Annotated in this window: 13 protein-coding genes; 3 read left to right on the top strand and 10 right to left on the bottom strand. The window is 62.4% G+C overall.

What is annotated here, in order from left to right:
• Positions 1-19: 19 nt before the first annotated feature.
• The 4 genes from bioC to bioB are packed head-to-tail and all read right to left on the bottom strand — an operon-like array spanning position 20 to position 3,827.
• Positions 20-829, bottom strand: coding sequence for a malonyl-ACP O-methyltransferase BioC (gene bioC / locus AO065_RS25690; protein ID WP_004880115.1), 810 nt, complete (start codon positions 827-829; stop codon positions 20-22).
• Entirely contained in the window at positions 822-1,565 is a 744-nt protein-coding gene (locus AO065_RS25685; protein WP_004880117.1) for an alpha/beta fold hydrolase, read from the bottom strand. The genes bioC and AO065_RS25685 overlap by 8 nt, the downstream gene beginning before the upstream one ends.
• Positions 1,558-2,748: an 8-amino-7-oxononanoate synthase gene (bioF, locus tag AO065_RS25680; RefSeq protein ID WP_004880118.1), complete on the bottom strand. Its 1,191-nt coding sequence runs from the start codon at positions 2,746-2,748 to the stop codon at positions 1,558-1,560. Before bioF ends, AO065_RS25685 begins: the two co-directional genes overlap by 8 nt.
• A gap of 20 nt (positions 2,749-2,768) precedes the next feature.
• Positions 2,769-3,827 (bottom strand): biotin synthase BioB, encoded by a 1,059-nt coding sequence (bioB, locus tag AO065_RS25675; RefSeq protein ID WP_004880120.1) that lies wholly within the window; start codon positions 3,825-3,827, stop codon positions 2,769-2,771.
• Positions 3,828-3,918: 91 nt separating this feature from the next.
• Between bioB and AO065_RS25670 the strand changes: the two genes are divergently transcribed.
• The 3 genes from AO065_RS25670 (at position 3,919) to AO065_RS25660 (ending at position 7,603) form a co-directional block, all read left to right on the top strand.
• Positions 3,919-4,659, top strand: a complete 741-nt coding sequence (locus AO065_RS25670) for a ComF family protein (protein WP_004880122.1) — start codon at positions 3,919-3,921, stop codon at positions 4,657-4,659.
• Between the two features lie 197 nt (positions 4,660-4,856).
• Positions 4,857-5,621 carry a TOBE domain-containing protein gene (locus AO065_RS25665; protein WP_004880123.1) on the top strand — a complete coding sequence of 255 codons (765 nt, stop codon included), beginning with the start codon at positions 4,857-4,859 and terminating at the stop codon, positions 5,619-5,621.
• A gap of 80 nt (positions 5,622-5,701) precedes the next feature.
• Positions 5,702-7,603 (top strand): PhoX family protein, encoded by a 1,902-nt coding sequence (locus AO065_RS25660; protein WP_004880126.1) that lies wholly within the window; start codon positions 5,702-5,704, stop codon positions 7,601-7,603.
• 214 nt (positions 7,604-7,817) lie between these two features.
• Here the strand turns inward: AO065_RS25660 and AO065_RS25655 are convergent, their stop codons facing one another.
• The 6 genes from AO065_RS25655 to AO065_RS25630 are packed head-to-tail and all read right to left on the bottom strand — an operon-like array spanning position 7,818 to position 13,369.
• Positions 7,818-8,651 carry a phosphodiesterase gene (locus AO065_RS25655; RefSeq protein WP_004880129.1) on the bottom strand — a complete coding sequence of 278 codons (834 nt, stop codon included), beginning with the start codon at positions 8,649-8,651 and terminating at the stop codon, positions 7,818-7,820.
• A gap of 25 nt (positions 8,652-8,676) precedes the next feature.
• Positions 8,677-9,708: an ABC transporter ATP-binding protein gene (locus AO065_RS25650; RefSeq protein ID WP_004880130.1), complete on the bottom strand. Its 1,032-nt coding sequence runs from the start codon at positions 9,706-9,708 to the stop codon at positions 8,677-8,679.
• Positions 9,705-10,499, bottom strand: a complete 795-nt coding sequence (locus AO065_RS25645; protein ID WP_004880133.1) for an ABC transporter permease — start codon at positions 10,497-10,499, stop codon at positions 9,705-9,707. The genes AO065_RS25650 and AO065_RS25645 overlap by 4 nt, the downstream gene beginning before the upstream one ends.
• A complete protein-coding gene (locus AO065_RS25640; RefSeq protein ID WP_004880134.1) occupies positions 10,496-11,365 on the bottom strand; it encodes an ABC transporter permease in 870 nt (289 codons plus the stop codon). The genes AO065_RS25645 and AO065_RS25640 overlap by 4 nt, the downstream gene beginning before the upstream one ends.
• Complete coding sequence (locus AO065_RS25635) at positions 11,365-12,366, bottom strand: ABC transporter substrate-binding protein (protein WP_004880136.1); 1,002 nt, start codon at positions 12,364-12,366, stop codon at positions 11,365-11,367. Before AO065_RS25635 ends, AO065_RS25640 begins: the two co-directional genes overlap by 1 nt.
• Positions 12,350-13,369, bottom strand: coding sequence for a substrate-binding domain-containing protein (locus AO065_RS25630; protein ID WP_004880137.1), 1,020 nt, complete (start codon positions 13,367-13,369; stop codon positions 12,350-12,352). The genes AO065_RS25635 and AO065_RS25630 overlap by 17 nt, the downstream gene beginning before the upstream one ends.
• Positions 13,370-13,419: the final 50 nt, after the last annotated feature.

The following is a 13,419-nucleotide window of genomic DNA, read 5'->3' as shown; positions in this document are numbered from 1 at the left end:
CTTTATGAAGTGAACCCGGTCAGGTTTTTTCAAGTACCGCATAGACCACCTGATAGGTGGCGGGCAGCCCTGCGTTCTGGCGAAAGCGCTCGTACGCCCGCACCAAGCCTAGAATCCGTTCGCGCCCCGTCAAGCCGCTGGGCCGTCCGGGGTTGAGGTTGTGGGCGCCGAGCGCTTTCAGCTCATGGGTCAGGCTGCGTACGTCCGGGTAATGCAGCACATGCGGACGCACTTCAAGGCTGCTGACGCTCAAACCGCTGGCTGCGCACAACTGACGATAGTCGTCCCCACGCCGAAAACGGTTCACATGCACGCGACCATCAACCGCCTGCCAGCTTTCGCGCAGTTCATATAACGTTCCTGTGCACAGGCTGGCGAAGGCAAACACCCCGCCCGGCTTCAGCACTCGAAACGCTTCGCTCAGCACAGCCCTGAAGTCCGCGCACCACTGCACGGCCAGGCTGGAGAAAATCAGCTCGCAGGATGCATCGGCCAATGGCATGCGCTCGGCATCGCCTGCCACAAAATGCCGGGCGCCGCCCAAAGGTTGAGCATGACGCAGCATGCCTTCGGCGATGTCCAGCGCGACACCTTCACTGGCGTCGAATCTCTGCGCCAGCACGCGGCTGAAATAGCCGGTTCCGCTGCCCAGATCCAGCCAGCGTGAGGGAGCGCATTCGGTTGGCAAGCGGGACATCAGCTCATGCCCGACGGCGCGCTGCAATTCAGCGACGCTGTCGTAACTGCCCGCTGCACGGGAAAAGGAGGCCGCGACCTGACGCTTGTCAGGCAGCCCTGAAGACAGCACGGCGTGTGAAAGGTCAGTCATGGTCCGACTCATGTTCCGATTCATGTAGAAAAACCTGGATCGCAGCGGCCACGCCGTGAGGGTTTTCCAGAAGGAAGGCATGGCTGGCCTGTTCGATCACGCCGACTTCAACGTCCGGCAACAGGTCCAGCAGATCGCCCGCAGCTTCGGCCGGTACGAACGCATCGAGCCCGGCAAACAGATGTAACTGGGGTCCACGATAGGTCTGCAAGGCGCTGCGTGTGTCGAGTTGCTGCAGGATCTTCAGCCCGTCGATCAGCGCAGTGGGCGAGGTATGCGGCGCACCCGCCTTGAGCAGTCGGGCCAGACCGCGTGGATCTTCCGCACCTTGGGTGCACAGCAGACTGAAGCGCTTGAGCGTTGCATCAGGATCGGCAGCGCAACCAGCCAGAAACGCTTCGAAGTCCTGCGCAGGCATCGCATGCGGCCAGGCACCCCGCGTGACGAAACAGGCATTGCTGGCCAGCGTGAAAAGGCCACAACAGCGTTCGCCGCGCCGGGCCGCCAGTTCTCCCGCGAGCATGCCGCCCAATGACCAGCCGCCCAGCCAGGCGTCGTCGGGAAGGTTGGCGTCCAGCTCATCGAGCCAGTCGTTCAGCTCACAGCTGTCGATGTCTGGAAGCGGCTCGACCTCGACGCGCAAATGCTCGTCCAGCCCGCGCAACGCAGCCGCCAGCGGTTCAAGTGGCGAAACACCCAGGCCCCAGCCCGGCAGCAGGATCAGACGATCACGCATGATCGGGCTCCATGGATTCAACCGCGTCCAGCAGCGGGTAACACTGCTCCAGTGCATTCAACAATAGCTGCACTTGCGCCTCGGTGTGCGCCGCCGACAGTGTCACTCGCAGACGCGCGCTGCCGACAGGCACGGTGGGCGGGCGAATGGCAGTCACCATCACGCCACGCTCGCGCAGCAGTTGCGACAGGCGCAAGGCACGTCCGGCATCGCCGATCAGAATCGGCTGGATGGGTGTGAAGCTGTCCATCAGTTGCAGGCCCAATTGCTCTGCGCCGTGACGGAATTGGCGGATCAGGTGGGTCAGATGTTCGCGACGCCAATGCTCGGTGCGCAGCAGCTCCAGGCTTTTAAGCGTCGCGCAGGCCAGCGCAGGCGGCTGGCTGGTGGTGTAGATGTAGGGCCGGGCGAACTGGATGAGGGTTTCGATCAGCTCTTCACTGCCCGCCACGAAAGCCCCGGACGTGCCGAAGGACTTGCCGAGCGTACCAATCAGCACCGGCACATCCTCCATGCTCAGGCCGAAATGCTCGACAAGCCCGGCACCGTTGGCGCCCAGCGGACCGAAGCCATGCGCATCATCAACCATCAGCCACGCGCCTTTAGCTTTGGCGGCACGTGACAAAGCAGGCAGGTCGGCCACGTCGCCATCCATGCTGAACACGCCGTCGGTCACCACCAGCGTATCGCCCACCGATTTCTCCAGCCGGGACTCGAGGCTTGTCACGTCGTTGTGCAGATAACGGGAAAACCGCGCACCGCTGAGCAGACCGGCGTCCAGCAGCGACGCGTGATTCAGACGGTCTTCCAGCACGGTATCGCCCTGACCCACCAACGCTGTGACAGTGCCGAGATTGGCCATGTAGCCGTTGGAGAACAACAGGGCGCGCGGCCGACCGGTCAGTTCGGCCAGGGCTTCTTCCAACGCATGGTGCGGCGTGCTGTGGCCGATCACCAGATGCGAGGCTCCGCCGCCGACACCCCAGCGCTCGGCGCCCGCCTGCCACGCGGTAACCACCTCGGGATGATTGGCCAGCCCCATGTAGTCGTTGTTGCAGAAGGCCAGCAGCGGCTTGCCGTCGACCACCACCTGCGGCCCTTGCGGGGTCTCAAGCAGGGGTCGCTGGCGATAGAGATGTTCGTTGCGGCGCGCCTCGAGTCGGGTACGCAGATCGAAAGACATGCAGGCTCCGCTCCAGAGGGTCAGGCAGACGCTGCGTCGTAGAACAGCGCACTGCTTTGCTGCTCGACCAGCGCCTGCTCGATGGCGGCCTGATGCACTTCGTCAGGATGCTCTTCGCCCGCTTCCGGCTTGATGCCCAGACGGGAGAACAGCAGCATGTCCTTGTCGGCCTGCGGGTTGGCGGTGGTCAGCAGTTTATCGCCGTAGAAAATCGAGTTGGCACCGGCGAGGAACGCCAGCGCCTGCATCTGCTCATTCATCGCCTCACGGCCAGCGGACAGGCGCACATGGGATTTGGGCATCAGAATCCGCGCCACGGCCAGCATGCGGATGAAGTCGAACGGATCGACATCTTCGGCATTTTCCAGCGGCGTACCGGCAACTTTCACCAGCATGTTGATCGGCACCGACTCGGGGTGCTCCGGCAGATTGGCCAACTGGATCAGGAGACCGGCGCGGTCATCGAGCGACTCGCCCATGCCCAGAATGCCACCCGAGCAGATCTTCATTCCGGCATCGCGTACGTAGGCCAGGGTCTGCAGGCGTTCGCCGTAGGTACGGGTGGTGATGATGCTGCCGTAGAACTCCGGCGAGGTGTCCAGGTTGTGGTTGTAGTAATCAAGCCCCGCGGACGCCAGTGCGGCAGTCTGGTCCTGATCCAGGCGGCCGAGGGTCATGCAGGTTTCCAGGCCCATCGCCTTCACACCTTTAACCATCTCCAGCACGTACGGCATGTCTTTGGCCGACGGATGCTTCCACGCCGCGCCCATGCAGAAACGGGTCGAGCCGATGGCCTTGGCGCGAGCGGCTTCTTCCAGCACCTTTTGAACTTCGAGCAGCTTTTCCTTTTCCAGGCCGGTGTTGTAGTGACCGGATTGCGGGCAGTACTTGCAGTCTTCGGGGCAGGCACCGGTCTTGATCGACAGCAGGGTCGAAACCTGAACGCGGTTGGCGTCGAAATGAGCGCGGTGCACGCTCTGCGCCTGAAACAGCAGGTCATTGAATGGCTGTACGAACAGCGCCTTGACCTCGGCTAAAGTCCAGTCGTGACGCAGAGTGGCGGTGATGCTGGCGCTCATCGGGCGGCTCCTTGGTGGTTCTGGGGGCTGAGCGCGGGGACGAAAAGACCACAAGCGCTACACGGATGTTCGGCATATTTAAGGAAGAGCGATGCGCTGTCAACCAAACCACAAGCATGAGGTTTACATCTGGTTAAGAAACAAACAGACCTGTTTGTTATGCGATGAACGCAGCGATGTCCCGTTGCCCATTTGCATGCCGTGCGAAACGGAGCTGCCGTGGCTCGGCGACCAATGCGAGTGCTGCGCCCTGCCCTTGCCGATGTTCGGCATGAGCTGCGCGCAGTGCATCAGAAAGCCGCCAGCCTTCACTCAGGTGGTCGCGCCCTGGCTGTATGACTTCCCGATCGACAGTCTGATCACTCGCTTCAAGCACAACGGCAAGTGGCCCATGGGGCGGTTGATGGCTGAACTCCTCGCGCAGTTTCTGCAGCATCGTTTTGACGAGGGCCTGCAACGTCCTGATTGTCTTGTGCCTGTACCGCTCGCCAGCAAACGCTTTCGCCAGCGAGGTTACAACCAGGCTGCCATGCTCGCCGCCTGGCTGAGTAAAGAACTTCAACTGCCGATGGACGAGCGCCATGTGCTGCGAATCCGTGACACGCCCAATCAACAGGGTCTGGATGCCAAGGCACGCAAGCGCAACCTGCGTGGCGCGTTCGCTTTGGTGGATGCCGAATGGCTGCGCGGCAAGCATATCGCGCTGGTCGATGACGTACTCACCACCGGCTCCACCGCCGACGTGATTGCCCGCTTATTGACCGGTGCAGGTGCCAGCAGGGTGGACGTCTACTGCCTGGCCAGAACGCCCAAGCCGGTGGAAGGGTCATAGTCCTCCAGCACACCGATCGTGCCCATGCTTCGCGTCACATGCAGCCGTGACGCTCTGCCTCACATCAACAGCGTCAACAGCGTCAACAGCGGACGCTGGAGTGGGAACGATCAGCGTGAAGTTGACGAAACGAACACAGGGCATGGGAACCATCAGATGTTTTACACTCGTGCCACCTGCCGGAGCGTTCAATCACCATGCCGTTACCACCCCTGCTCACCCAACACATGGCCCGCCGCCCGCAACGCATTGCGCTGCTGCAGCACATTGACGAGCAGGGTTCGATCACCCGTGCGGCCAAGAGCGCGGGGCTGAGTTACAAGGCGGCATGGGACGCCATCGACGAGTTGAACAATCTGGCGCAGAAGCCTCTGGTCGAGCGCAGCGTTGGCGGGCGCGGCGGCGGTGGCGCGAAGTTGTCGGCAGAGGGCGAGCGGGTGCTGCGGCTTTATCAACGGGTTCAGGCGCTTCAGGCACAGGTGCTGGAAGCCGCCGAAGACAGCAGCGACCTCGACCTGCTCAACCGCCTGACCCTGCGCACCAGCGCACGCAACCAATTGCTGGGGCGGATCGTGAGCATTACCCGGCAAGGCCATAACGACACGGTTCGCCTGCACTTGGCGGACGAGGTGTTCATTGACGCGCAAATCACTCACGACAGCAGCCTGCGCATGGAGCTGATTGTCGGGACTGAAGTCGTCGCCCTGATCAAGGCCGGATGGCTGGAATTGTTCGCGGCGGACCACTCTGAAACATCGGGAAACAATTGCCTTTTTGGACAGATCGAAGAAGTGATCGACGCCGAAGACGGTCCCAGCGAAGTGCGCATCTTTCTGCCCAGCGGCCATACCCTGTGCGCCCTGGCGGGCCGTGACGTGTTACACACGCAGCAGTTGGAAACCGGCAATCCGGTGCAGGTTCGCTTCGCGCCTTCACTGGTTCTGCTGGGCACGCCGCTCTAACGATTCAGGGCCATTGTTACGACACAATTCCGTCATACACGCGCTTTAAGGTAGCCACCACATTTGTGGGAGCCGTGATGATGAAACTATTAGAAGAAAATCAGTCCACCGATCTTGAAAACATGGTCGGTCTCACCCGCCGGGGCTTCATCAGCGCGGGCGCCCTGTGCGGCGCTGCGATGTTTCTGGGCGGCAACCTGTTGACCCGTAGCGCACTGGCCGAAGGCATCAGCTCGGCTTCCCGCAGACTGCTGGGTTTTGAAAGCATTCCCGCCGCCACCGCCGACAGCATCAGCCTGCCGGCGGGCTACACCTCCTCCGTATTGATCAGCTGGGGCCAGCCGCTGGAGGCGGGCGGCCCGGCTTTCGATCCGAGCGGCAAAGGCTCCGCCCGAGCGCAGGAAGTGCAGTTCGGCGACAACAACGACGGCATGAGCCTGTTCCCGATGCGCGGCCGCAAGGATCGCGCGCTGATGGCGATCAACAACGAATACACCAACTATCGCTACCTCTTCGATCACGGCCAGACGCCGCAATCGGCCGAAGACGTGCGCAAGGCCCTGGCCGCCGAAGGCGTTTCAGTGATCGAAGTCCAGCAGAAGAACGGCAAATGGCAGTTCGTGCAGGGCTCGCGCTACAACCGTCGCATTCACGGCAACACGCCGATCAAAGTGAGCGGCCCGGCCGCTGGCCATGAGTGGCTCAAGACCGAAGCCGACAGAACCGGCACCCGCGTGCTGGGCACCTTTCAGAACTGCGCCAACGGCAAGACGCCGTGGGGCACTTACCTGACGTGCGAAGAGAACTTCACCGACTGCTTCGGCAGCACCAATCCTGATCAGGTCTTCGATGCAGGCATGAAGCGCTATGGCGTGACAGTTGCCAGCCGGGATAACAACTGGCACCTGTACAACCCGCGCTTCGACGTCGCCAAGAACCCCAACGAGATCAACCGTCACGGCTGGGTGGTGGAGATCGATCCGTTCGAGCCCGACTCCATGCCGGTCAAACGCACCGCGCTGGGTCGCTTCAAGCACGAGAACGCCGCCTTCACCCTGACCAAGAGCGGCCGTGCCGTGGTGTACATGGGCGATGACGAACGCGGCGAGTTCATCTACAAGTTCGTCAGCCGCAACAGGATCGATCGCATCAATCCGAAGAACAACCGCAACATGCTGGACCACGGCACGTTGTACGTGGCGCAGTTCGACGGTGGCGACAACAACCCGGACCACCCGAAAGGCAAGGGCCAGTGGATCGAGCTGACCCATGGCAAGAACGGGCTCGACGCAACCAACGGTTTCAACAATCAGGCAGAAGTGCTGATCCACGCGCGCCTGGCCGCCAGCGTCGTGAAAGCCACCCGCATGGACCGCCCGGAATGGATTGTGGTCAGCCCCAAGGATGGCCAGGTCTATTGCACCCTGACCAATAACGCCAAGCGCGGCGAGGATGGCCAGCCGGTCGGTGGTCCGAACCCGCGCGCCAAGAACCAGTACGGGCAGATCCTGCGCTGGCGTGAAACGAAAGATAACGCCTCGTCCCTGACGTTCGAGTGGGACCTGTTCGTGGTCGCGGGCAACCCGACCGTGCATCCGGGTACGCCGCAGGGTGGCTCCAGCAACATCACCCCGCAGAACATGTTCAACAGCCCGGACGGCCTGAGCTTCGACGCGGCCGGTCGCCTGTGGATCCAGACCGATGGCGACTCCAGCAACAAGGGCGACTTCGCGGGCATGGGCAACAACCAGATGCTCTGCGCCGACCCGGCCACCGGTGAAATCCGCCGTTTCCTGGTCGGGCCGGTCGGCTGCGAAATCACCGGCATCAGCTTCGCGCCGGACTATCGCACGATGTTCATCGGCGTTCAGCACCCCGGCGAGAACGGCGGTTCGACCTTCCCCGAGCACCTGCCCAACGGCAAACCGCGCTCATCGGTAATGTTGATCACCCGCCAGGACGGCGGCGTCATCGGCGCCTGACGCAGCCACNATCGTTCCCACGCTCTGCGTGGGAATGCCTCCCAGGACGCTCCGCGTCCGCTCTCGAATGTGGCGCAGATGTGCGCCCAGGCTCCAGCGTTAGCCACGTCATGCGCCCGGCTAACTGAATCCTCAGTCTGAACCATTTGTGACGCGGAGCGTCACGGGATGCATGCCAACGCGGAGCGATTGGCACGATCAAGCCTGACCAACCTCAGTCAATCAGTCCATTGGCATCGTAGAACGGATACGGCCCTTCATATTCCCCGAACACCGCGTTGTGGCTGACCAGCCCTTCCTGAGGATGCCAGCGGTGCAGCACGTAACCCGCAGGTTCCAGATTGAAATGCGCAGGCGCGGCTTCGTCCAGGTCGAGCACGATCTGGTGTGAAGTGCCGGGGCAGACGCAGGTCAGGCTGCCACCGAAACGACGCTGCATCGGCCGGTGCAAATGCCCGCACAACAGACGCTCCACCTGCGGGTGCCGGGCGATAACCCTCTCCAGCTCCACCGCGTTGCCGAAAGGCTTGTGATCCATGTGACCGATGCCGGACATGAACGGCGGGTGATGCAGGATGATCACCGTCGGCACATCGGGGCGACGCGACAGTTGAGCGTTCAGCCAGTCAAGCTGGCAATAATCGAGTTGCCCGCCATGCTCGCCGGGGATGGTCGAGTCCAGGCCGATCAGACGCACCGGATGCTGCTCGACCACCCAGTCCAGCGAACCGTCTGCGGACAGCGGCAGGTACACGTGATCCGCAAACGCAGCCAGCAAATGCTCGCGGTCGTCGTGATTGCCGGGTACCAGATAGAACGGCATCTGCAGACGCTCCAATTCCGGCCTGAGCACCGCGTATTCATCGGCCCTGCCGAAGTCCACCAGATCGCCGCTGATCACCACAATATCCGGGCGCTGTTTGCTGGCATTGATGTGTTCGACAGCGCGGCGCAACGCGCCCAGCGTGTCGACGACCCCGTAGGTCAGACGGCCATCGGCCTTGAGGTGCAGGTCACTGATCTGGGCAATAAGAAACGGACGATTCAAAATAATTTCTCGACAGAAAAACGGCTTACGAATGCAGGGTGAACAGCACTTGCGGATCGACACTCAAGCCGAGATGCGCGCCTGCCGCATGGATCAGGTTATCCGGGCTGTCGACCAGCAACGGCTGAGCGCCGCCGACGTCCACCAGCAGACGACTCTGCGCGCCCTGAAAGAACTGACCGACCAGCCGGCCCTGCAACTGCCCGCCTCCGGACGTCAGGCGCAGGTGCTCGGGACGGCAATACACCGTGACCGGTTGATCGACGCCCGACCATGGCAACTCACCGCCACTGACCTTGAGACCTGACTCGGTACGCCCGAGCACGCTGAACGCATTGAGGTTGCCAACGAACCCGGCCACGAACGCGTTGGCGGGCTGCTGGTAGATTTCCCTCGGGGTCGCCAGTTGCGAAACACAGCCCTTGTCCATGACCAGAATCCGGTCACCCAAGGCCATCGCTTCGCCCTGATCGTGGGTCACGAATACCGAGGTAATGCCCAGCCCGCGCAACAGTTGATCCAGCTCGCTGCGCAGGCGCTCGCGCAATTGTGCGTCCAGCGCGGCCAGCGGTTCGTCGAGCAGCAACACCCGAGGACGCGGCGCCAGCGCACGTGCCAGCGCAACGCGCTGACGTTGCCCGCCGGACAGTTCATGAATGCGGCGCTTGCCGTGATCGGTCAGGCCGACCAGTTCAAGCAACTCATCACAGCGCTTGTTGCGCTCGGCGTGGGACAGACCTCGAATCTTCAAGCCGTAGACGATATTGCCCGTCACATCGAGGTTGGGGAACAACGCGTAATTCTGAAACACCATGCCGACATCACGCCGTTCGATGGGCAGGCGCGTCATGTCCTGATCATCGAACAGCACCTGCCCGACGTCGGGACGCTCAAGCCCGGCGATCAGGCGCAACGTGGTAGTTTTACCGCAGCCCGACGGGCCGAGAATCGCCAGCGTTTCGCCGGGCTCAATGGTCAGGTGCAGGTCCTGTACAGCAACGGTGCCGTCGGCAAATGCCTTGCGGCAGCCCTTCAGGCGTATGGTCGTGCCGCTCATCGGCTGTCTCCTCGGGCAAGACGGGCGCTGATGGCCTGCAACGCAATCAGCAGCGGCACAATCAGCAAAAGAAAAAGCAGGGTGTAGGCGCTGGCCACTTCCAGCCGCGCCGACGCGTAACTGTCGGCCAGACCGACCGGCAGGGTTTTGGTCATGGGGGTGTGCAGCATCCAGGTCAGGTTGAATTCGCCCAGCGACAACGTCACCACCATCAGCACGCCGGCCAGAATCCCGGCGCGGCAGTTGGGCACCACCACGCTGAAGAAGCGCTTGATCGGCCCGGCGCCCAGACTTGCCGCCGCCTCTTCCAGCACCGGCAGTTGCTGGCGCTGCATCACAGCCATTACCGGACGTACCAGAAACGGCAGGGTGAACAGCACATGGCCAACCAGAATGAACAGCCAACTGCCGCGAAAGCTGCCGAATTGCCCGTAGGTCAGCAGCAATGCCAGAGCACTGGCCAGCCCCGGCATGGCGACCGGCAACACCATCAGCTCTTCGAAGGCGCGGCTGAACCGGTTATTCATGCGCACCAGCGCATAAGCGGCGGGTACGCCGATCAGGCAGACGCACAGCGCACAGGCCAAGGCCAGTTGCAGCGACAGCCAGACCGTTGGCGAATAGGCCTGCCAGACCTGCACCAGCCAGTCGAAGGTCAGCCCGCTGGACAGGCCCTGAAAATAATTGCGCGTCAGGCCGGCCAGCAGCGAAAGCACCACGGGCACCAGCATGAACGCGCAGACCAACAGGGTGAACAGCAACTGCGCAGCAAACAGAGGAGAACGTTTCACAGGGCGATCCCCGAATTCTTGACCAGACGGCGCGCCAGCAACAGCACCGCCCAGGTCACCAGGCCGAGGATCACCGACAACGCAGCGGCGACCGTGAAGTTGGCGTAGTTGGTGAACACGTTATAGATCGCCACCGGCGTGACATTCAGGCGTGTGCCCAGCGTGAACGCCGTACCGAATGCGCCCATGGACGTCGCAAAGCAGATCGCGCCGCAGGACACCAACGCAGGCATCAGGCCCGGCACAATCACGTCGCACACCACACGCCAGTGTCCTGCGCCCAGCGAATGCGCTGCTTCCTCCAGACTCCGGTCCAGACTTTCACAGGCCGCCATGACCGTGAGGATCACCCGCGGAATCGAGAAGTACAGGTAGCCAATGAACAGGCCGGTCAGCGAATAGGCGAAGATCCACCGTTCACCTGCCAGTTCCAGGCCGAGCGCGGCAAAGATGCCTTGCCGACCCGCCAGCAGGATCACCAGAAAACCCACCACCACGCCAGGAAACGCCAGAGGAAAGGTCAGCAGCGCGACCAGCGCGGAGCGGCCGAAGAACTGATTGCGGGCAAGAAACACACCGCTGATTCCACCAACCAGCAAGGCGGCCAGTGTCACCACGGCAGCCAGCACACAGGTCTGCGCAAGACTGCCCATGTATTGGGCGCTGCTCAGCACTTGCCAGTAACCGCTGCCATCCACTTCGTTGCCCTGCACACCGAGCACGATCAGGTGCGTCAGCGGCAGCAGCCAGAACGCCACCAGCACGGCCATCGCCGGGGCAAGCGCCACGGCAGCGGTCGGGCGCAGGCGCAGCCTGGACAATCCGCTCGAACGCAAAACAACGGCGTCTCCCAGCGAGGCTGACATTACTTCACCTCACGCAGGTAACGGGCCGCGAAAGCTTCCTGCACCGCCGCCATGTGCTGGTAATCCACCACACCTGCGCGGGCATAGTCGCTGTCCGGCAGGAACTGCGCGGCCACCTCGGCAGGCATGTTCGAGCGCACCGGACGCAGATAAGCCTTGGCCCACAGAGCCTGACCTTCGTCGGACAGTACGAAATCCAGCACCTTCTCGGCGTTGGCGCGATGCGGCGCCTTGGCCACCAGACTCATCACGTACGGCACACCGATGGTGCCTTCCTTGGGAATCACGAACGCGACGTTGGCTTTGTCCTTGTAGCGGGCGCGGTAAGCGTTGAAGTCGTAGTCGACCAGGATCGGCAACTCACCGGACAGCACGCGGGCATAGGCCGTTTGTTTGGGCACGATGGGCGAGTTTTTCGCCAGTTTCTGGAAATAGTCGATGGCAGGCGCAAAATTATCCAGCGTGCCGCCCATCGCCTGGTTGATCGCCACAGCGGAGACATAACCCACGAATGCGCTGGACGGATCAAGGTAGCCGACCATGCCCTTGTACTCAGGCTTGAGCAGGTCTGCCCAGCTCTGCGGCACAGGCAGGCCGCCCAGTGCGTCGACGTTGACCATGATGCCCAACGTACCGGAGTGAATGGCGAACCAGTGCCCCGCCGGGTCTTTCAGGCCAGCCGGAATATCATCCCAGTGCTTGGGCTTGTAGGTGTCGACCACCCCGGCCTTCTGCGCCTGCAGACCGAAGGTCACGCCGTAATACACCACGTCGGCAACCGGTGCAGCCTGTTCGGCAACGATCTGCGCCAGCGCCTGCCCGGAGTTCTTGTTGTCGAGCGGCACCTGCACGCCGGTGCTGTCGGCGATGGCCTTGAGCTGCGAGCCCCAGTCCGCCCACTCGGGCGGGCAGTTGTAGCAAATCGCGGTTTCGGCGGCCTGAGCGAGGCTGGCCGCGCCACACAACAACAGTGCCGCGAGGGTTTTACTGAAGCTGAGCATGAAGCGTCTCCTGATAGGACTGGGTACTTTCACCGGGCCGGATATGGCACGGCAGGCAGTGGGAAACCGGCGCAGATCCAGCGATCTGCGCCAGCAATTGATCAATAAGGGTGTGCGCCAGCTCGGCAATGGGCTGAACGACGGTGCACAAGGTCGGGTGCATCTGGGTGCCCAGAGCAATGCCATCGAAGCCCATCACCGAAACGCGGCCGGGAACCTCCAGACCGTTGCGCCGCAGTTCGGCAATCAGGCTGATGGCCAGCAGGTCGTTGGAACAGACCAGCGCTGTCGGCGCGTCGGGACCGCGCAACAGAGGCTCGATTGCGGCGAAATCCGCCTGGGTGTGAGCCGGCATTTCAATGACCGGCAGTTGTTGAAGCCCCTGCGCAAGCATCGCCTCGCCATAGCCCGCGTAACGCAGGCGCGCACGGTCGGACTGCATGGCCGGACCCGCGACCATGGCGATGCGCGAGTGCCCGAGTTCGATCAAATGGCGTGTGGCCAGCGCCATGCCTGCCCGGTTATCCACCGACACTGCGCTGTAATCCGGGTTGCTGGTCTGGTGGTAGGCGAGCACGAAAGGCGTGTCTTCATTGATCAGGCTTTGCAGGACCTGATTGTGCTCGGCGTCGGTCACCGTCAGCACCAGTCCGTCCACCCGCTGGCGCAACAGCTCTTCCACCACGTCGCTTTCACGCTCGCTGGCGTAATCGGTGGTGACCAGCAGCAGGTTGTACCCGCAACGACGGGCGGCGCTTTCCATCGCCTGAAACTGTTCGGCGAAGACCGGGTTATGAAGGTTGGGAACGACCACGCCGATCAGGTTGGTGGTCTGCAGGCGCAACTGACGGCCCAGCCGGTTCGGACGGAAGCCCAGCTCGCGTGCGGCGACGAATATTTTTTCACGCGTGTCGGCGCGCACCACATCGGGCGTCGCAAAGGCGCGGGCAGCCGTGGCCCGGGAAACCCCGGCCAGTCTCGCAACCGCTTTCAGATCCGTCATTGTCGCCCCTTTTTGAGATCGATCTCATTGGCGGCGACTCTAGTGATCCC

Origin of the sequence: Pseudomonas viridiflava (assembly GCF_001642795.1) — a bacterium.
In the GTDB taxonomy this organism is placed as follows: Bacteria; Pseudomonadota; Gammaproteobacteria; order Pseudomonadales; family Pseudomonadaceae; genus Aquipseudomonas; species Aquipseudomonas viridiflava.
Note: the sequence above shows the minus strand (reverse complement) of the source record. Positions and strands in the feature narration are given on the sequence as shown.